The following is a 21504-nucleotide window of genomic DNA, read 5'->3' as shown; positions in this document are numbered from 1 at the left end:
TGCGCTTATTTTGTTTGACCATAATTTAGACCAGCAATTTTACGTATACTTTGCTTTAAAAAAGATAACCACATTAAAATCCAATTAAAATCCCAATTTCAGCATAAAACTGTAACAAAAACTACATTATATTTACTAATGTAAAAAAGTAAACTATGTTTGTACAGTTCCTGAAGTTAGAAATCAAAAGTTTTTTTCGTGGCACTTCCGTCGGAATCAATCTGGCAATGAAAATTTTCCGGTTCATCGGGATCCTTTCTTTTATAGCCTATTGTATTGGTGCCGCTTTTTTGGCTTTTTTCTATGTAAATAAAGAGATGGAAGAAGATGCAATGAAAATTGTGTCTAGATTTATGATCGTTTTGTGGGCAGCAGATTTGATTTTGAAATATCTCATGCAGCAAATGTCTACACAGAATATCAAACCTTATCTTACGCTCAACATTTCTAAGAAAACCCTGGTCAATTATATGCTGATCAAGACGTTTCTCTCGCCGTTTAGCTGGATGAATTCTTTTTTCTTCGTCACATTTGCAGTGATCTGTATGTTCAACGGTTTTGGAATTTTAGGAAGTTTAAGTTGGCTGATTGCGCTTTCACTATTGTTTTATCTTAATAATTTCATCAATATTCTTTTCAACAATAAAGAAAATATTGCCATTGCAGTAGGGATTTTGTTTGCGGTAATTGGTGGCTTGACGTACTACAACATCATTCCGCTTTTTGATTATTCAGAAAAACTTTTTTACGCTTTTTATGATCAGCCTTATTTTACGATTCTTGCTATCGGATTATTTGCAGGATTATGGTGGATCTGTTTCAACCATGTAAAAAAAGAATTCTATCTCGACCAGGGATTGGAAGATAAAAAAACAATCGGTAAGACAGAGAACATTGCTTTCCTGAATAAATACGGTGCAATCGGAAGTTTTATCAACAACGACATCAAAATGATGCGACGGAATAAAGTCACTAAAGGAATTATTATCGGAAGCCTCATGTTTATATTCTACGGATTGCTGATGTTTTCGTCAGATATCTACAAAACACCATACATGATGATGTTTATGGGATTGTTTGTGACGGGTGGTTTTCAGTTTTTGTTTGGGCAGAGAGTGCCTTCTTTCGACAGTTCGTATTATCCTTTGATGATGACTTTGAATGTTCCTTATAAAGAATATTTGAAAGCAAAATGGTGGCTGATGAATATTGTGACGGCCGTCTCTATTGTTGTAGCTCTATTTTATGCAATTATCAGTTGGGAAACATATTTTACTTTTTTCGCTGCAGGTTTGTATAATATTGGGGTAAATTCTCAGTTCACTTTATGGTCTGGAGCATTCAACAAAACGCAGATTGATCTTAATTCCAAAGAAAAGGTAATGGGACAGAAAAATAGTTTCAATCTCAAAAGTCTTTTATTATTAATTCCAAAAATGCTTTTGCCAATGGCGGTTTTTGGTATATCTAAATACTTCTTCGGGATGACAGCGGCAGTCATCAGCATCGCAGTTTTAGGACTCATAGGATTTTTATTCAGAGAAAAAATATTTGATACGATTGTAAAACAGTATAAGAGTGAAAAGTACAGCACATTAGAAGCATTTAAATCTAAAAATTAATACAATGATTACTATAAATAATTTATCTAAAACTTACGGGAATGCAACCGTTCTCAATATCGAAAATCTTGAAATTCCAAAAGGTGAAACTTTCGGTTTGGTCGGAAACAACGGAGCGGGGAAAACCACACTTTTCAGTTTGATGCTTGATTTGATACAGCCAACAACAGGTTTTGTAAGCATTGACGGAATAAAAGTCAACGAATCTGAAGCATGGAAATCTAAAGTTGCGGCTTTCGTAGATGATACTTTTCTGATAGGATATTTGACACCGGAAGAATATTTTTATTTCATCGGTGAGCTGAGAGGGCAGAATAAGGCTTCCGTAGATGAGTTTTTAAAACAGTTTCATGATCTTTTCAATGGTGAAATCGTCAATTCCGGAAAATACGTGAGAGATTTATCGAAAGGAAACCAGAAAAAAGTAGGAATTGTAGGTGCAATCATCGGAAATCCTGAAATCGTAATTCTGGATGAGCCTTTTGCCAATCTTGATCCTTCTACTCAGATCAAGCTGAAAAATTTAATTAAAGAATTATCTAAGCAAAGTGGTGTTACGTTCTTAATTTCAAGCCATGATCTTGCCCACACAACAGAAGTCTGCAACCGAATTGTTGTGGTCAATAAAGGTCTTCAGGTAAAAGATATTCAGACCAATCCTGAAACATTGAGAGATCTGGAGCAGTATTTTGCCGATCAGGTGAATGTTCCGGTTTAATTAAAAATCAAAAAATCCATTTTCTTTACCAGGAAGTGGATTTTTTTTAAATTAAATTTCAAATTTTTAATATTCATTTTCAGTAAGTTATAAGTTTATTTATAAAAAAGTAAAATTTTTTGTCACCTTTTCAATCTTTTCTTGTCTTTATAGTAGAAACAGAATAACCATGAAGCTTTTGTTTAATAATAAAAAAGAAGATTTGCTGAGCCGTTTGAAAAAACAGGATCCGGCTGCGCAGAAAATCTTTTATGATCAGAGTGTAAAGAAATTCCTGAGTGTGGCAAAAAGCTACATCAGCGATATTTATCAGGCGGAAGATTGCGTGATCAAAGCATTCTGTAAGATTTTTAAACATATAGAAAGCTTTCGTGGAGAAGGAAATTTTGAAGGTTGGGCGAGAAAAATTGTGGTGAACGAATGCCTCAATTTTATTAAAAGTCACAAGACGGTTTTTTATCTCGACGATGTTCACGCTTCTGTTCTGGAAGAAATTCATGATGAGCAAATTGTTTTTGATTTTAATGCACAGGAACTTTTAGATCAGCTTCCGGATGCTTACAGAATGGTTTTTAACCTTTATGTGATTGAAGAATATTCGCATCAGGAAATTGCAGATACTTTGAATATTTCTACTGCGGTAAGCAAAACGCAACTCTTCAGAGCGAAAGAAAAACTGAGAAAGATCTACTTTCAACAACAAAAGAAACTGAAAAATGAACACATCTAAAAATAATATCGAATATCAGATCAAAAAACAGATCGACGAAAGAGAAATTGCTCCTTCAAGAGATCTTTGGTCAGAAATTGAAACTCAGACTCAGCCAGTCAACGATTCTCAGACAAAAAAAGTCAATTGGTTTTTGGTTGCAGCGTGTTTGGTTTTGACTTTAAGTTTAGGAGCTGTTCTGTTTTTTGATCAGGATTCTGAACCAAATGTACAGGTTGCAGAAACCAAGAATACTGAAGTTCTCAAAAAAAATCCTGTAAAAACAGAAAAAATAAATTCTCCTGAAATCATTCAACAAAATCAGGAAAAATATGTTGAACTGAAAAACGTTTCTTCTCAATTAAAATCTGATACCAAAACTTCGGAAATGATTGCAGAGAAAAAAGAACTTCCAATCATTAAGGAAAATTCAAAGGAAATTGCTGCTCAGATCAGTCAGATTCCGGCAGAGAAGATTTTAGCAAAAGCAGATTCTGCAAAAGTTCAGGTGAAAAAGAAAAGATATGTTGATCCTTCGACTTTACTTTTCTCTGTAGAACATAAAGACGTCATCGAAAAAACCAAAGGTGGAAGTAACGTAGCAACCATCGATCTGAATACCAAATAAATTCAATTTAAACTAAAAAATAATAATACTATGATTAAGAAATTTATCATCGCAGGAATGTTGTGCCTTGTTGCAACGTCAATGAATGCACAAAAAAGATTTAAACTCAACCTTCAGCCAAAAGAAGATACCGAAGTAAGCCCGGTTGTAAAAGAAAAAGTGGATGAATATGCAAAAAAAATCGATACGATCATTCAGGAAGAAAAAAAGCTGATGGAAGCTGAACTTCTGATTCTTCAGTCAAAAAATTTAGACAAAACAGAATTCGACAAACAGAAAGCAGAAGTTGCCAACCGTTATTCTGAAAAGATTGATGAGAGAATTGAGGCTTTAGGTTTTGATCTTGATACGGTGATCCAGAAGCAGGTAAAATATTCTCTTTTGAATTCTGACGTGACTTCAAATGAAGAATTGAAAGCAAAATTGCTTAAGAAATTTCGTGCGACAAAAGATTTTACTGGCTATTTCACTTACGGAATCATGACTTTGACGAATGATAAAGCAGACAATGATTTAGATAAAAACTTAGGTTACGCCAATAATCTTGAATTTGGTCTAAAATTTAACTATCAGTTTAACAGAACAAGTCCGTGGGGTTTGATTTCCGGAATCGGATTTTCATGGAGAACCGTACGTTTGGATAACAATATGATTTTTGCCAAAGATTCTAATGCAGATGTTTATGTAGCAAATTATCAAGGAAATACTGATAAAAGTAAACTGAGAACTGGTTATGTTATAGTTCCTCTGGGATTACAGTATAATTTTTCTAAACTAAAAAATGCAGGAATGGATATTCAGTACAGACCTTATTCAGACGGCTTTAGAATTGCTGCAAATATGTACGGTGGAGTAAAAATGTCTAGTAACAACATTGTAAGTGGTGATCGCGAAGATTTCAGAGACAGAGGAAATTACAAAGTAAATCCGTTTGTTTATGGTGCTCAGTTTACCGTTTCTTATGATAATATCAGTCTTTTCGTTAAAAAAGATTTCAGCAATTTCTTTAAAGATTCTTATTTCCAAAATGATAAAGCCTTGGTTTTCGGAATCGGAATCGGATTATAACTTTCATAGAATTTCATATTAACAGGAAACAATTGATTTTATTTAAAGTCAATTGTTTTTTTTGTGTCAAAATAATTGTAGTAAACGAGATTGTCAGATTTATAAAATAAAACAGTGGATTTGGAAAACATCCATGAAGTTTGTCATTCCGGAGGGAACTAACCGTGAATCTTCTCATAATTTTTTCAAACTATATCGAAGTCCTTACGGATGACAAGCTTTGTTGAATTAAATAAAAAAAAGGTTAATCATTAAATAAAAACTCCGGATATTCATTCCGGAGTTTTATCAATTATCTAAAAATTAAAAAAATATTATTTCAGACTTCCCACCATATCTTCAGGCTTCACCCATTCGTCAAACTGTTCAGAAGTTACAAAACCAAGATTGATCGCTTCTTCTTTTAAGGTTGTTCCGTTTTTATGAGCGGTTTTCGCAATTTTTGCTGCATTTTCGTAACCGATATGAGTATTTAAAGCGGTTACCAACATTAAAGATTTGTCTACCAGTTCTTTGATTCTCTCGTGATTAGGTTCAATTCCAACCGCGCAATGATCATTAAATGAGATACATGCATCCGCAATCAACTGTGCCGACTGTAAAAAATTATAAGCCATTACAGGTTTGAAAACATTCAGTTCATAATTTCCCTGAGTTCCTGCAAATGAGATTGTTGTATCGTTTCCTAAAACCTGTGCGCAAACCATTGTTAACGCTTCATTCTGTGTGGGATTTACTTTACCCGGCATGATGGATGATCCCGGCTCATTTTCCGGAATGTGAATTTCACCAATTCCGGAACGAGGCCCTGAAGCCAGTAATCTTACATCCTGAGCAATTTTATATAAAGAAACTGCCAATTGCTTTAGTGCTCCGTGAGATTCTACGATAGCATCATGAGCCGCCAAAGCTTCAAATTTATTTTCCGCGGTTACAAAAGGAAGATTCGTGAATTTTGCAATATACTCTGCAACTTTTACGTCGTAACCTTGTGGGGTATTTAATCCTGTTCCCACTGCTGTTCCGCCCAAAGCAAGCTCAGAAAGGTGTGGTAATGTATTTTTTAACGCTTTAATTCCATAATTCAACTGAGCAACATATCCTGAAAACTCCTGTCCTAAAGTCAATGGAGTGGCATCCATCAAATGTGTTCTTCCGATTTTAACGATATTTTTAAAAGCTTCTGTTTTTTCAGCTAAAGTATCTCTCAGCTTTTCAACCGCAGGAATGGTTGTTTCAACAACTTTTTTATACGCTGCGATGTGCATTGCGGTAGGATAAGTATCATTTGAAGATTGAGATTTGTTCACATCATCATTCGCATGAATCTCAGATTTATCACCTAAATTTCCACCATTGTTTACATGCGCTTTGTTGGAAATAACTTCATTCACATTCATATTCGACTGCGTTCCCGAACCAGTTTGCCATATTACCAAAGGAAATTGGTCGTTTAAGTTTCCTTCAAGGATTTCGTCGCAAACCTTGGCAATCATATCTCTTTTTTCAGCAGGGAGAACTCCTAAATCAGTGTTGGTAAACGCTGCAGCTTTTTTTAAATAGGCAAAAGCTTCGATGATTTCTGTAGGCATAGAACCTTCCCGACCGATCTTGAAATTATTTCTTGAACGTTCTGTCTGTGCTCCCCAAAATTTATCTGCAGGAACCTGCACTTCACCCATGGTGTCTTTTTCTATTCTGTAATTCATTGTGATTGAAATTTTTTTTAAATTAAACCACAAAAATTATCCGCCCAGTTTGTCATTCCGTAGGAATCTAAATAATGTAAGTTAAAAACTTTGCCAAGATTCCTACGGAATGACAAATGAGACGATTATTTTTTGAGATCTTTGTGGTTTATAAAATTAATCATTAACTCAGAATCCCGCAATTTATAATCATTATAAATACAGCGTAATATTGTTGATTTTGATCATGTTTTTTTGCGTAAGCCGTATTTTTGCACCGAAAATAGAAAGTAAAAAAGTAAATGGATTTTAAATATCAGGATCCGTATCCAATTCTGAAAGACGATACGGTTTATAAAAAATTGACTTCAGAGTATGTGAAAGTTGAGCAACATGGCGAAAGAGAAATTTTAACCATCGATCCAAAAGGTCTTGAGTTGTTAGCTGAAGAAGCGATGGCAGATGTTTCTTTCATGCTACGTTCTTCACATTTAGCAAGTCTTAGAAGAATTATTGATGATCCTGAAGCTACAGATAACGATAGATTCGTTGCTTATAATTTATTACAAAATGCTGCGGTTGCGGTAGAAGGAGCTTTACCTTCTTGCCAGGATACGGGAACGGCAATTGTGATGGGTAAAAAAGGAGAAAACGTTTACACGGGCGTTGATGACGGTGAATATTTAAGCAAAGGAATTTACAATACCTATCAAAAAAGAAACTTGAGATATTCTCAGGTTGTACCTTTGACGATGTTTGATGAGAAAAATTCCGGTTCCAATCTTCCGGCGCAGATTGATATTTATGCCAAAAAAGGAGATTATTACGAATTTTTATTTTTAACGAAAGGTGGCGGTTCTGCCAACAAAACTTTCCTCTATCAAAAAACGAAATCTTTATTGAATGAAAAATCTCTTGAAGCATTTGTAAAAGAGAGAATTTCAGACTTGGGAACTGCGGCTTGTCCGCCTTATCACTTGGCATTGGTCATCGGTGGAACTTCTGCGGAAGCAAATTTAGCTGCGGTGAAAAAAGCATCAGCAAAATATTACGACAATCTTCCGACAGAAGGAAATGAAGCAGGTCAGGCGTTCAGAGATCTGGAGTGGGAAGCAAAAGTTCAGAAAATCTGCCAGGAAAGTGCAATCGGTGCTCAATTTGGCGGGAAATATTTAACTCATGATGTTCGGGTTATAAGACTACCTCGTCATGCGGCTTCTTGTCCGGTTGGAATGGGTGTTTCCTGTTCGGCAGACAGAAATATTAAAGGAAAAATTACCAAAGACGGGATTTTCTTAGAGCAATTGGAACAAGATCCGAAAAGATTTTTACCGGCGACTCCACCACATTTGGAAGAAGCGGTTGAGATTGATTTAAATAAGCCGATGCCGGAGATTTTAGCAGAACTTTCAAAATATCCAATCAAAACAAGATTAAAATTAAACGGAACTTTGATTGTTGCAAGAGATATCGCCCACGCAAAAATCAAAGAATTGTTAGACAGCGGACAACCAATGCCTGAATATTTCAAAAATCATCCGATTTATTACGCAGGTCCCGCAAAAACACCGGAAGGAATGGCTTCAGGAAGTTTCGGACCGACGACTGCAGGTAGAATGGACGTTTATGTTGACGAATTCCAAAGTCACGGCGGAAGTATGGTGATGTTGGCAAAAGGAAACAGAACAGTTGATGTAACTAATGCTTGTCATAAATACGGAGGTTTTTACATCGGTTCAATCGGTGGTCCCGCAGCGATTTTAGCAAAAGATAATATTTTGTCTGTCGAAGTGGTAGATTTCCCTGAATTAGGAATGGAAGCGGTAAGAAAAATAGAGGTAAAAGATTTCCCTGCATTCATCATTACCGATGATAAAGGAAATGACTTCTTTGCCAACCTTGCGCATTAATTATATAATTTTGAGTGTTTTATCAGAAATCAGAAGAATGATTGAAAGTCTAAAATCAGAAATCTTATTTAAACATCTCATTAATTAGTTTAAAATAAAAACAAATTGCGAAATTTAGGTTCTTTATCTTTTGATAAAAAAGAAAAAAATCCTATTTTTGCCTAAAATCTATAAGAAAGATGATGTTATCAGCATTTTGGCCGTTTTATCAGTTCCTTTGGACAATTTACTTTGTTACAATGTTCCTAGTAGGATTCTGGTGTATTTTTATGTTTTTCGGTTTCGTTATCCCATTGTGGTTAACAGAAGGTTTGAAGGAGTATTTCGGTAAGGTAAAGCCTTTCGATCCTGAAAACATCAGAAGAAAACTAATTACTGAGCAGGAAGGTGTTGAAGTAATCTTCAACCAGCCTAAAGGTCACGGTCCTTTCTTACATGATGCTCACACACACGACAAAGGACATCATTAATTGAATGTCATCGCTTTTTCACCTTAATTCTGAAAAAGTGATATCATAGCAAAACAACATATATAAAACCACTGATTTATCGGTGGTTTTTCTTTTTTAAAACGAACTTGTTCTGAGCTTTTCCGGTGAAACTCCGAATTTCTTTTTGAAAGCGCGGGTAAAGTTCTGCACGTATTCATAACCACAGTCGATTGCAATTTCTTTGATCATTAAATCTTTATTGATGATCAGCTTTTTGGCTTTCAGCATTCTTAGTTCTGAAATGTAATCGATAATGGTCTTTTGATAATGAATTTTAAATTCTTTCCGGATTTTAGTTTCGTTGATTCCTAAAATCTTACTGATTTCTTCAATCTTTAAATTTCGGTGAAAATTTTCATCAAGAAATTTTTTAATGATAAAAGGAGTTTTAGATAAATCTTCCGCAGTGTTTTTTTCGTTAAACTGTTCGAAAATCAAAATCAGTAATTTAATAATTTTGGCTTCTACAAACAGTTTCTGCATGATTCCTTTTCTACAGTAACTTATAATTTCCCTTAAAATCATATGCATTTCAACCGTCATATCGGGAGGAGTTTCTTTGTGAAGGAAAACAAAATGATTATCAGTCATTCGCCTCAGGATTTCTTCACTTTCCCTGTTAGATTCGGGATCAATCAAATTAAAGATATATTGATATTTTATTTGAATCTGAAGATATTTTAAAGTTTCGTCATTTGTCCACAATTCAGCCCGACTTTCTTCTGATGTGTAATGTAAAATGTATTGATTTTTCTTAAATGTAAACCGGGTTTCGCAGTGGTTTGCATTCAGATGAATGTTTGGACTTAAGAGGAATAATAAATTGAAGCTTGATTTTCCTTCTGAGAAATAAGATTGTACATAATTTCCAGGGCTTGAGTTCTCACGCATGGTAATCTGGATATTGTCAGATATAAAAACTGTTCTTTCTTTAATTGGCTGCTCCATATAAGTTTTTTGCTTCATTACTGTATTCATTATTCGAGTAAGACAGGATAACAAGTAATTCGTAAATGATAAGTCAACTCAAATTACGAAATGTATTTTTGCGCAAAAGTAAATTAAATTTAGAATAATTAAAAATAAGATTTATCATGTTCAGAAATTTATATTGTAGAATAGTAAAAATAAGTTTTGGGATACTTTCTCTTATCGGAAGTTTCTCTTATGCGCAGCAATGGCAGGATGTGGGTACAGCAACCATTTCTGCAGGTGGTAGTAGCTTTAATAATTTAGCTATCGATGAACAGGGAAATTATTATGTTTCTTACTACGATCTTTCTGTCTCAAAAGGATCAGTACAAAAATTTAACGGAACTTCATGGTCGCATTTAGGCGGAAATGCAGGTGTTACAAACGGTTCCGCAACTTTCAACTCTTTATCAGTAGCACCGACGGGAAATAACATCTATTATACAAACCAGGGAAGCGGTTTAGAAGTAAGACAATTTAACGGAACTTCGTGGATGCAACTGGCAAGTCCTACGACTTCAACTATAAATTATCAGGCTTCTGCAGTGTCTTTATCGAATGTTTTGTTTACATATTCTACACACAATTCAGGAACAGTTCAGCGGTATGTGAATGGAACTTGGGAACAGGTAGGAAATACCGGATTTTCTAGTGGCGCCATGTTTGCGGAAATGGTGATTGGTTCAAATAATAAAATTTATACCTGTAATGTCGCAGGCGGTTTAAGAGTTTATGAAAATAATACTACTGCTGCAAGTACAGATAACTGGACTTTAGTTGGTGGAGCTATAGTCGATGCAGCTTCAGCTTCAGAGCAATATACTTCAGACATTGCGATTGATGCAAATAACAATTTATATGTTGCTTATGTTTCAAACTCTGCAGGCGGACAAAAATTGAATGTAAAAAAATTCAACGGAACTTCGTGGTCACAAATTGGAGCGGCTAATTTTTCCACAGGAAGAGTGCAGCATGTTGCTATTGCAGTCACGCCTTCTGGTGATCCATATGTCGTTGCAAGTCGTTGGGAAAACGATGACATGCTGAAAAATACAGTATATAAATTTGATACCACTACTCAGGCTTGGGTTGCTTTTGGAGGTGCTTTTATCTCTGATGGTCAAGCGACATATAATGACGTAGCAATTGATAAGGTTAATAATTTTTTGGTACTCTCATATTCTCAAAACGGAGTTAAAGTGAAACGTATTTCGATTCCGGTAACTACTACGACGCCAACCTGTAACAATACTGATCCCGGAAATACTGCCGGAGATACGGGTTGTGTGACATTTAATTATAAAGGCCAGTCAGTCACTTATACAACAGTTCGTGGTGCAGACGGAAAAATCTGGCTTCAGCAGAATTTAGGAAGCTCTCAGGTGGCAACTTCAATGGCAGATGCAGATTCTTACGGAGATCTTTTCCAGTGGGGAAGATGGGACGATGGTCATCAGATGAGAAACTCTCCGACTACTACGGTTCCTTCTGTAAATAATCCTGCAGGATTAAACGGGATTGCTTCATTTATCTTGGGAACCGGTCCTTCATGGTGGTCAACAAATGCTTCAAGTGATTTATGGAACGGAGCCAATGCATCAGCAATTACTTCAGAAGTTGGTGTTGATCCTTGTAAAGCTATCGGACCAGGCTGGAAATTGCCTTCCCAGGCAGAATGGGTTGCAGCAGTAAGTGCTGAGGGAATGGTAAGCGCTGCAACAGCTTATTCAAGTAAATTAAAATTACCTGCAGCCGGATACAGAAGTCAAAGTTCAGGTGGTTTTACTTATGTTGGAGAAAGAGGATATTATTGGAGTGGCGATATTGCTGTTTCAGGAGGTAGATATCTGTACAACTCGACTGCTTTAGCCAATCCAAACGCCGGAGGTCCGCGAGCTCAGGGACAATCGGTGAGATGTATTAAAGATGCAACAGGATTGAGTACAGCAGACATCAGAAAAGTTTCTTTAGGAGTTTATCCAAACCCGACAAATGGAATTTTGAATGTAAAAACAGATACAAATGTTGAGAACGTTAACGTAACCAATGTTGCAGGGCAGAAAATCAATGTACAGTTTAAAAATAATCAAATAAATATGAGTGGACTTCCAAACGGAATTTACATTGTAGAATTACAGTTGAAAGAAGGCCAAAATATTTCAAAAAAGATTATTAAAAACTAAAAAAAATCTAACACCAAATCACAGATATTTAAATTTTTAATTTTATTTTTTACATTGAAAGCTCATGCATTTTGTATGGGCTTTTTCGTGATTTGTATTTGCTGAATAATAAAGTTGAAAAAATCGCTCATTAATTAAGGATTTTATTCTACTTTTATTAAAATTAAACTAAAATGAAAAAACTGTATTTCTTATTTTATCTGCTGATTACAGGTATTGTATTTGGACAGATAACTTATACGATTACGCCAAATCCTTTTAATGAAACCGATCAGATTACGTTATCAGTTCCCGGAAATCAGATTGATGAAACTGCTTGGGGAGTTGCCAATAATGCCATTTACATTTGGACTTGGTCTTTAGATCAGAACTACGCAAACAGTCAGGATTGTCCGACCAATGGAAGTTGGACGAGTTCCAATGAATTAAATAAGCTGTCTTACAATGCGGGAACCGATACTTATTCTTTAACGTTTACTCCAACAACATTTTACGGACGTACAGGAATCGGAAGATTCGGTTTTTTACTAAAAACTAAAACAGGAAATCATCAGACTTCACCTGATATTTTTGTAAATGTAGGAACATTAAATTTAAATCTGACAAATCCTGCTGCCAATAGTTTGACTTCAGTTCCGACGGGTAATGCGATTAATATAACGGCAACAACAAGCATTAATGCAACTTTTCAGTTAAAAGCAAACGGAACGGTTGTCAATTCAACTTCAACGCCTTCAACTTCTTACAGTTATAGTTATACGGTTGCTGCAGATGCAAATATGGAGTTGATTGCAACGGCAAATTCTACGGTTAAAAATGCCACGTTCACATTACAGGTGCCGAGAAATGTAGTTTCACAGGCTATTCCGGGTTGGGTCAGACAGGGAATCAATTATCATCCCACAGACAATACAAAAGTCGGTCTGGCTTTGTATGCACCTTTCAAAAGCTTCGTTCATGTGATCGGAAGCTTTAACAACTGGACGGTGAACGATACTTATTTAATGAAGAGAGACACCACAAACCCGGATTTATACTGGATTGAGCTTAGTGGCTTAACTCCTCAGCAATTATATACTTTCCAGTACAGGACCAATGATCTGAGAAAAGTTGCAGACCCGTATTCACCGCAGATTTTGTCTTCTTATGATGATCAGTATATTACTGCAACTACTTATCCGGGATTACCAGCTTTTCCTACCGGACAAGGTTTTGAAGTTTCTATGTTTAAAACCGGAGAAACTCCTTACAATTGGCAGGTTACCAACTTCGCAAGACCAAGTAAAGATAATTTAATTGTCTATGAATTATTATTAAGAGATTTCACACAGGAAAAAAACTGGCAATCGTTAATTAATAAAATCAATTATCTTAAAGATTTAAAAATCAATGCCATCGAATTGATGCCGATCATGGAATTTGAAGGAAACAATTCTTGGGGTTACAATACTTCTTTCCATTACGCTTTAGATAAAGCTTACGGAACACCACAGAAATTCAAAGAGTTTGTAGATCTGTGTCATCAAAACGGAATTGCTGTGATTTTAGATGTTGCTTTTAACCATGCAACGGGTAGATCACCTTTGGTAAGACTTTGGAACGTTGATCCGGATGGTGATGGTTATGGTGATATTGCGGCAAACAATCCTTATTTCAATACAGTGCCGAAACATTCTTATAATGTTTTCAATGATTTTAACCATACAAGTTTAGCAACAAAATATTATGTTGAAAGAACTCTGCAGCAATGGTTAACCGAATACAAAATTGACGGTTTCCGTTGGGATTTGACGAAAGGATTTACCCAAAACTGTACAGCAACTGACGAAGCCTGTACCAATGCTTATCAGCAGGATCGGGTAGATATTCTGAAAGGATATGCAGATAAACAATGGGCTCTTGATCCCAATTCATACATGATTTTTGAGCATTTAGGAACAGATGCAGAAGAGCAGCAATGGGCAAACTACAGAGTGGCAGAAGGAAAAGGTGTACTGATGTGGAATAACCAAAACGGGTCTTACAATCAGAATACGATGGGTTACAAAGAAAACAGCAACTATGACAGAATGGATCATGAACTTCACGGCTTTACAAATATGCACGGAGTTGGCTATGGTGAAAGCCACGATGAAGAAAGACTAATGTTTAAAAATCTTGCGTACGGAGCTGTAAACGGAACTTATAACGTTACCAACCTGAATACATCGTTAGAAAGAATGAAAACTTTCGGGGCGACGTTCTTCACGATTCCCGGTCCGAAAATGATTTGGCAGTTTGGAGAGTTGGGATATGAATTCAGCATCAACAGATGTCCGGATGGAAGCATCAACAATAATTGTCGTACAGACGAAAAACCCGTTGCTTTCACTTTGGGCTATGATACCAATACCAGCAGAAAGGCAATCTATAATACTTGGGCGCAAATCATCAATATTAGAAATACTCATCCTGTATTCAAATCAAAAACCTACACAGTAGAATCAAATAATCTGACGAATGACCCGAATGGGTTGATCACAAGAATTTATATCAATGATCCTTTACTGACAACAGGAGTGAAAAATGTAGTTGTATTAGCAAATTATGATACTTCGGTAAAAAATGTGGTTCCATATTTTCCTTTTACAGGACAGTGGCAGAATTTAATGGATGGTACAGCTTTCAATGTAGCTTCAACAACAACTCCGATCACACTGCAGCCGGGAGAATTCAGAATCTATGGAAATCCATTTACTACTTTATCGACAGCTGAAGAAAATTTAGATAAAAGATTATCGCTTCAGATTGCAGATAATCCTGTGAAAAACGGCTTGGCTACATTGATTTATCACAAAGCAAAAAACGGAGAAATTGCGATCTATGACATGAGCGGAAAGAAAATGGATTCATTCAAATTGAAAAATGAAGACGGAACTTATGAATTAAGAACAAATTATCCTGCAGGAACTTATCTTGTTCATCTGAAAACAGATAACGGAATTGCTATTCAGAAAATGATTGTTAAGTAAAATTTAAATTGTATTCATAATCCGTATCAATATTTACAAAAGCTCATGAAAATGAGCTTTTTTTATTAATCATCAAATCCGTATCTTTGCATACTAAATTTTTAATATGTCTAAGTCATTAATTCCAAAATTAGAAGCGATAAAACAACGATATAATGAGGTTGCAGATCTTATTATACAGCCAGACGTAATTTCGGATCAGAAAAAATATTCTTCATTGAATAAAGAATACAGCGATTTAGGAAAAATTGTACACGTTTACAATCAATATAAAGGAGCTTTGGATAATATTGCAGAATCTGAGGAAATCATTGCAGATGGTTCAGACAGAGATCTGGTCGATATGGCTAAAGAAGAGAAAGTAGAAGCGCAGGCAAAGCTTCCGGGCTTAGAAGAAGAGTTGAAAGTACTCTTGATTCCTAAAGATCCTGCCGATGATAAAAACGTAATTGTAGAACTTCGGGCCGGAACCGGAGGGGATGAAGCTGCAATTTTTGTTGAAGATGTCTACAGAGCATATTCTATGTTTTTTAAAACTAAAGGGTGGAAGCATGAAATCACAGATTCTAACGAAGCTGCGAAAGGCTATAAAGAACTTATCCTAAAAGTAGAAGGTGAAGGCGTTTACGGAATCATGAAATTCGAATCCGGAGTTCACCGTGTGCAGCGTGTTCCTGAAACAGAATCGCAAGGTAGAGTACACACTTCAGCAATTACTGTTGCCGTTTTGCCGGAAGCAGAAGAAATTGATTTTGAACTGAATCCAGCTGATATTGAAATGCAGACTTCTCGTTCTGGTGGAGCGGGTGGACAAAACGTAAACAAGGTAGAAACCAAAGTACAGTTGACGCACAAACCTTCAGGAATGGTGGTGGTTTGTCAGCAGGCTCGTTCTCAATTGGCAAACCGTGAACTGGCAATGGAAATGCTCCGTACCAAATTATACGATATTGAAGTTCAGAAATCTGTCGGAGATATTGCTGCACAACGTAAATCGATGGTTTCCACCGGTGACCGTTCTGCAAAAATCAAAACCTATAACTATCCACAAGGAAGAGTTACTGACCATAGAATCAATAAATCAATGTACAATCTTGATGCATACATGAATGGGGATATTTCTGAAATGATCGATGCCGTAATCATGGCAGAAAATGCCGAGAAAATGAAAGGGGAAGAAGAGAATTATTAAGATTTTCTTTTTAAAATATCTAAGAGCTTCTGAGAAATCGGAAGCTTTTTTGCTCAAATACTTTTCTGTACTTTTGAATAAATTGAATCCATAAAAATGAATAAAGTAAATGAACAGATAGAAATACCGTTAAGTAAAGTTAAAATAACGCTGTTGTTTTTCGGAGCATTAGCATTCGTTGCTTTAGGACTTGGGTTTATGATAAATCCTCCGGAAATCAATCAATCAAATAGACGAGCCGCTTTTTTAAATCCTGTATTTTTATTTTTCATAGGAGCAATTTCAGTTTTGTTTTTTGGATGTTGTGCAGTATTTACTTTCAGAAAACGATTAGATAAAAAACCGGGTATAATCATTAATCAAAAAGGATTTATAGATAATTCAAGCGGATTGTCTGTGGGATTGGTTTTGTGGTCAGACATTCAAAAAATAGAGATTTTCACAGTAAATAACCAGAAATTCCTGATGTTTATTTTAAAAAATCCGCAAGATTATTTAAATAAAGTAACAAATAAGCTGAAGAGAAAAAGTATGGAAATAAATTATAAATGGTATGGTTCACCGATATGTATTTCTGCGAATTCTTTAAAGACCAATACTAAAGATCTACACAGATTACTCACAGAGAGAATGAAAGAATATAAAAAAGAGAATCTTCACAACCTGTAATTGAAATATTAAAAGACTCTGAGGAATCAGATGTTTTTTTGTTACGTTATTATTAAGGATAAATCATTTTGTTGCAGGCAACTTATGTAAGGGAAAATAATTGTCATTTGCTCTAAACATTTATTTGAAACAATATAATTTTTAGTTTAAAATGTTCCTGTCTAAAAAAGATATTGATATTGTCGAATTGCAGTCATTCATCTGGTTTTTGTATTCCCCCAACTTTCCTTAAATTTGAGAAAATCCATCACAATGAATTTCAAACCAATTTTATTAACGGCTGGAGTCTTATTTTCAGCTACTATTTATTCTCAGAAAATGAATTATCCTAAAGCAATAAAAGGAAATCAGACTGATACCTACTTCGGAACTGCCGTTGCAGACCCATACAGAGATTTGGAAAACGATTCTGAGCCGACCAAAAAATGGGTGGATGAAGAAGTTGCTTACAGTCAGAATTATCTTTCAAAAATTCCTTTCAGAGAGCAGATTAAAAACCAACTGACAGACATCTGGAACTATGAAAAAATTGGCGCACCTTTCAAAGAAGGAGATTACACCTATTATTATAAGAATAACGGACTTCAGGCGCAGTCAGTTTTATACAGAACCGATAATAAAACAAAAGCGACAGAAGTATTTTTAGATCCGAATAAATTTTCAGAAAAAGGAACGACTTCTCTTTCAAGTTTATCTTTCAACAAAAAAGGAAATTTAGCAGCATATGCAATCTCAGAAGGTGGAAGCGACTGGAATAAAATCATCATTATAGATGCAATCACCAGGAAGCAAATCGACGAAACCATTGTTGACGTAAAATTCAGCGGAATTTCTTGGTTGGGCGATGAAGGTTTCTATTATTCAAGCTACGACAAGCCAAAAGAAGGAACAGTTTTGTCTGGGATGACCGATAAGCACAAAGTTTTCTATCACAAATTAGGAACAAAGCAGTCTGCAGATCAATTGATTTTCGGCGGCGAAAAAACTCCGAGAAGATATTTGGGAGCGGGAGTTTCTGAAGATCAGAGATATTTAATCATTTCTGCAGCCAATGCAACCAACGGAAATGAAATTTATATTAAAGATTTAAAAAACGGTGGTGACTTCGTTCAGATCAATAAAGGTTTTGATATCAATGTCAACATAGTAGATACGGAAGGCGATAATCTTTTCATTTTTACAGATAAAGATGCTCCCAACATGCGTTTGGTAAAAACAACTATCCAAAATCCATCTCCGGAAACTTGGAAAGACGTTATTCCTGAAACAGAAAATGTATTAGGGATTTCTTCAGGTGGTGGTTATTTTTTCGCAACGTATATGGTAGATGCGATTGATCAGGTAAAACAATTTGATAAGACAGGAAAATTGATCAGAGAAATTTCTCTTCCGGGAAAAGGAAATGTGGGAGGCTTCGGCGGTAAGGAAAAAGAGAAAGAAATGTATTACTCTTTCAGCAATTATATTACTCCGGGAACTACTTATAAATTTAATGCAGATACCGGAAAATCTGAAGTTTACCAGAAGCCAAAAGTAAAATTTAATCCTGAAGATTATGTTTCTGAACAGGTTTTCTATACCTCAAAAGACGGTACAAAAGTTCCGATGATGATCAACTACAAAAAAGGAACAAAATTAGACGGAAAAAACCCGACAATTCTTTATTCTTATGGAGGTTTCAACATCAGCTTACAGCCATCTTTCTCGGTAGTCAATGCAATCTGGATGGAAAATGGCGGGATCTATGCCGTTCCAAACATCCGTGGCGGAGGAGAATACGGTAAAAAATGGCATGATGCAGGAACAAAAATGCAGAAGAAAAATGTCTTTGATGACTTCATTGCAGCCGGAGAATATCTTCAAAGCAAAGGTTATACATCAAAAGAATATATGGCACTTTCAGGCCGATCAAATGGCGGACTTTTAGTTGGAGCAACAATGACGATGCGTCCGGATTTGGCGAAAGTTGCCTTTCCAGGAGTTGGTGTTTTAGATATGTTGAGGTACAACAAGTTTACAGCAGGAGCGGGTTGGTCATATGATTACGGGACTGCAGAAGACAACAAAGAAATGTTTGATTATCTTAAATCTTATTCACCGGTTCATAATGTAAAATCAGGAACCTGTTATCCGTCAACGATGATTATTACAAGTGATCATGATGACAGAGTAGTTCCGGCGCACTCATTCAAATTCGGGGCAGAATTACAGGAAAAGCAGAAATGTGCAAACCCGATTTTACTGAGAATTGAGAAAAATGCAGGTCACGGCGCTGGAAGAGCAACTGATCAGGTGATCAGTGAAAATGCAGACTTAATTTCTTTTGCTTTATTCGAAATGGGAATCAAAAAGTTGGAGAAATAATTAAAAATATAGAATAAAAAAGGGCGATTTTGCAGCAGTGCAACTTCGCCTTTTTTTATGTAAAAAATTAAGCAGGATTTGTTAATCCGAAAATGCTTATTTTTAAAATCTTAAATCAGAAATCATGAGAAGGGAAATTCAGAATAAAAATCCCCAATTTACAATATCCGAAAAGCATCAGGAAGTTTATCAATTTGAAAAAGATGGGCTTGAACTGAAATCAAAATATTCCGCAGAAGATGTTAAAGATAAAACCATTAGTAATTCTTCTCCGGGAATTGCACCTTTTTTAAGAGGTCCTTATTCCACAATGTATGTACAAAAACCTTGGACAGTTCGTCAGTATGCCGGTTTTTCAACGGCAGAAGAATCCAATGCTTTTTACAGAAGAAACTTGGCTGCCGGACAAAAAGGACTTTCCGTAGCATTCGATCTGGCAACGCACAGAGGCTACGATTCTGATCACGCAAGAGTAGTGGGAGATGTGGGAAAAGCCGGAGTTGCCATTGATTCTGTGGAGGATATGAAAATTTTGTTCAATGAAATTCCTTTAGATGAAATTTCGGTTTCGATGACGATGAATGGTGCGGTTTTGCCAATTTTATCTTTCTATATTGTTGCTGCTGAAGAGCAGGGAGTTTCTCAGGATAAGCTTTCAGGAACAATTCAGAATGATATTTTAAAGGAATTTATGGTGCGTAACACCTACATTTATCCGCCAACACCTTCCATGAAAATCATTGCAGATATTTTTGAATATACATCTAAAAATATTCCTAAATTCAATTCAATTTCCATTTCAGGGTATCACATGCAGGAAGCAGGAGCAACTCCGGTTCTGGAAATGGCTTACACCTTAGCAGACGGTTTAGAATATGTAAGAACAGGTATAAAAGCAGGAATGAATGTTGATGATTTTGCTCCGAGATTATCATTTTTCTGGGCAATCGGAATGAATCACTTTATGGAAATTGCTAAAATGCGTGCAGCAAGATATATTTGGGCTACACTTTTAAAGCAGTTTAATCCGCAAAATCTGAAGTCTTTAGCACTAAGAACACATTCTCAGACTTCAGGATGGTCTTTGACAGAACAGGAGCCTTTTAATAATATTACAAGAACCGCCATTGAAGCTTTGTCTTCAGCTTTGGGAGGAACTCAGTCTCTTCATACAAATGCATTGGATGAAGCAATTGCGCTTCCTACAGATTATTCGGCGAAAATTGCAAGAAACACGCAGATCATTCTTCAACAGGAAAGCGGAATCTGTGATGTTGTAGATCCGATGGGCGGAAGCAATTTAGTCGAAAGTATGACTCAGCAGATGATCGAAGAAGCAATGAAATTCATCGATGAAGTTGAAAAAGAAGGCGGAATGACAAAAGCAATCGAAGCCGGAATTCCGAAAATGAGAATCGAAGAAGCTGCTGCAAAAAAACAAGCGAAAATAGATAGTGGCGAAGAGTTTATTATTGGTGTAAATTCATTTAAATCAAGCCTAAATCAAGCTCCAATTGATATTTTAGACATAGACAATACGGAGGTTCGCAGAAAACAGATCGAAAGATTAGAGTCAATTAAATTAAACAGAAATTCTGAAGCTGTTAAAGAAATTTTAAATGAAATCCGGGAATCCGCAAAAACAGGAAACGGAAATCTTTTGGCATTATGTATCGAAGCTGCACGTAGAAGAGTGACTTTGGGTGAAATGAGTGATGCAATGGAAGAAACTTTCGGACGTTACAAAGCCAACATCAGAACAATACAGGGAGTTTACGCTATGAATGCAGGTAAAAATGAATATTTTGGTCAGGCTCTTCAGCTGACTCAAAAGTTTGAAGAAGAAGAAGGACGCCGTCCGAGAATTATGGTCGCAAAAATGGGACAGGATGGTCACGACAGAGGTGCAAAAGTGGTTGCAACGGCTTTCGCAGATATGGGTTTTGACGTCGATGTCGCACCATTGTTTCAAACCCCGGAAGAGGTGGCAAAACAGGCGGTGGAAAATGATATTCATATTTTGGGAGTTTCATCTTTGGCAGCAGGACACAAGACTCTGGTTCCGCAGGTTGTTGAAGAATTAAAAAAACTCGGAGCAGACGATATTACCATTGTTGTCGGGGGAGTTATTCCTCAACAGGATTATGAATTTCTATATGCAAACGGAGCCGATTTTATTTTTGGTCCTGGAACGAATCTTCCAAAATGTGCGGTAGATATTCTTAATGGTTTTTTAAAAAATAGTTAATAAGTCGTAATCAGATTTTTTTTGCACAACA

The 21504-nt window shown here is 35.9% G+C and carries 15 protein-coding genes; 13 read left to right on the top strand and 2 right to left on the bottom strand.

The features are described 5' to 3' along the window. Positions 1 to 155: 155 nt before the first annotated feature. The 5 genes from AC4FQ5_RS02655 (at position 156) to AC4FQ5_RS02635 (ending at position 4745) form a co-directional block, all read left to right on the top strand. Positions 156 to 1622, top strand: coding sequence for a DUF5687 family protein (locus tag AC4FQ5_RS02655; RefSeq protein ID WP_491140957.1), 1467 nt, complete (start codon positions 156 to 158; stop codon positions 1620 to 1622). Positions 1623 to 1626: 4 nt separating this feature from the next. Further along, complete coding sequence (locus tag AC4FQ5_RS02650; RefSeq protein WP_491140956.1) at positions 1627 to 2340, top strand: ABC transporter ATP-binding protein; 714 nt, start codon at positions 1627 to 1629, stop codon at positions 2338 to 2340. Positions 2341 to 2509: 169 nt separating this feature from the next. Continuing rightward, complete coding sequence (locus AC4FQ5_RS02645) at positions 2510 to 3070, top strand: RNA polymerase sigma factor (protein ID WP_491140955.1); 561 nt, start codon at positions 2510 to 2512, stop codon at positions 3068 to 3070. Next, a complete protein-coding gene (locus tag AC4FQ5_RS02640; RefSeq protein WP_491140954.1) occupies positions 3057 to 3677 on the top strand; it encodes a hypothetical protein in 621 nt (206 codons plus the stop codon). Before AC4FQ5_RS02645 ends, AC4FQ5_RS02640 begins: the two co-directional genes overlap by 14 nt. 30 nt (positions 3678 to 3707) lie before the next feature. Beyond that, positions 3708 to 4745: an outer membrane beta-barrel protein gene (locus AC4FQ5_RS02635; protein ID WP_491140953.1), complete on the top strand. Its 1038-nt coding sequence runs from the start codon at positions 3708 to 3710 to the stop codon at positions 4743 to 4745. Between the two features lie 314 nt (positions 4746 to 5059). Here the strand turns inward: AC4FQ5_RS02635 and fumC are convergent, their stop codons facing one another. Beyond that, positions 5060 to 6454, bottom strand: a complete 1395-nt coding sequence (fumC, locus tag AC4FQ5_RS02630) for a class II fumarate hydratase (protein WP_491140952.1) — start codon at positions 6452 to 6454, stop codon at positions 5060 to 5062. 281 nt (positions 6455 to 6735) lie between these two features. On the opposite strand from fumC, the gene AC4FQ5_RS02625 reads away from it, so the two are divergent. Both AC4FQ5_RS02625 and AC4FQ5_RS02620 read left to right on the top strand, forming a co-directional pair. Continuing rightward, positions 6736 to 8343: a fumarate hydratase gene (locus AC4FQ5_RS02625; protein ID WP_491140951.1), complete on the top strand. Its 1608-nt coding sequence runs from the start codon at positions 6736 to 6738 to the stop codon at positions 8341 to 8343. Positions 8344 to 8522: 179 nt separating this feature from the next. Then, positions 8523 to 8813 (top strand): hypothetical protein, encoded by a 291-nt coding sequence (locus AC4FQ5_RS02620; protein ID WP_491140950.1) that lies wholly within the window; start codon positions 8523 to 8525, stop codon positions 8811 to 8813. Between the two features lie 96 nt (positions 8814 to 8909). Here AC4FQ5_RS02620 and AC4FQ5_RS02615 read toward each other — a convergent pair whose 3' ends face one another. Further along, the gene (locus AC4FQ5_RS02615; RefSeq protein ID WP_491140949.1) at positions 8910 to 9782 is read right to left on the bottom strand and encodes a helix-turn-helix domain-containing protein; all 873 of its coding nucleotides are present in this window, start codon (positions 9780 to 9782) and stop codon (positions 8910 to 8912) included. A 146-nt stretch (positions 9783 to 9928) separates the two neighbouring features. Between AC4FQ5_RS02615 and AC4FQ5_RS02610 the strand changes: the two genes are divergently transcribed. The 6 genes from AC4FQ5_RS02610 to scpA all read left to right on the top strand — a co-directional run bounded on the left by AC4FQ5_RS02610 (position 9929) and on the right by scpA (position 21473). Next, on the top strand, positions 9929 to 11989 hold the full coding sequence (locus AC4FQ5_RS02610) for a T9SS type A sorting domain-containing protein (RefSeq protein WP_491140948.1): 2061 nt from the start codon (positions 9929 to 9931) through the stop codon (positions 11987 to 11989). Positions 11990 to 12162: 173 nt separating this feature from the next. Next, positions 12163 to 15000 carry an alpha-amylase family glycosyl hydrolase gene (locus tag AC4FQ5_RS02605; protein WP_491140947.1) on the top strand — a complete coding sequence of 946 codons (2838 nt, stop codon included), beginning with the start codon at positions 12163 to 12165 and terminating at the stop codon, positions 14998 to 15000. Between the two features lie 106 nt (positions 15001 to 15106). After that, positions 15107 to 16192: a peptide chain release factor 1 gene (gene prfA, locus AC4FQ5_RS02600; protein WP_491140946.1), complete on the top strand. Its 1086-nt coding sequence runs from the start codon at positions 15107 to 15109 to the stop codon at positions 16190 to 16192. Between the two features lie 96 nt (positions 16193 to 16288). Further along, on the top strand, positions 16289 to 16861 hold the full coding sequence (locus tag AC4FQ5_RS02595; protein ID WP_491140945.1) for an STM3941 family protein: 573 nt from the start codon (positions 16289 to 16291) through the stop codon (positions 16859 to 16861). A 252-nt stretch (positions 16862 to 17113) separates the two neighbouring features. Then, positions 17114 to 19225: a prolyl oligopeptidase family serine peptidase gene (locus AC4FQ5_RS02590; RefSeq protein WP_491140944.1), complete on the top strand. Its 2112-nt coding sequence runs from the start codon at positions 17114 to 17116 to the stop codon at positions 19223 to 19225. Positions 19226 to 19349: 124 nt separating this feature from the next. Continuing rightward, entirely contained in the window at positions 19350 to 21473 is a 2124-nt protein-coding gene (gene scpA / locus AC4FQ5_RS02585; protein ID WP_491140943.1) for a methylmalonyl-CoA mutase, read from the top strand. Positions 21474 to 21504 lie beyond the last annotated feature (31 nt).

Source organism: Chryseobacterium sp. DT-167 (genome assembly GCF_058310155.1).
The sequence above is the reverse complement of the archived record's forward strand: the minus strand, read 5'-3'. Positions and strand labels throughout refer to the sequence as shown.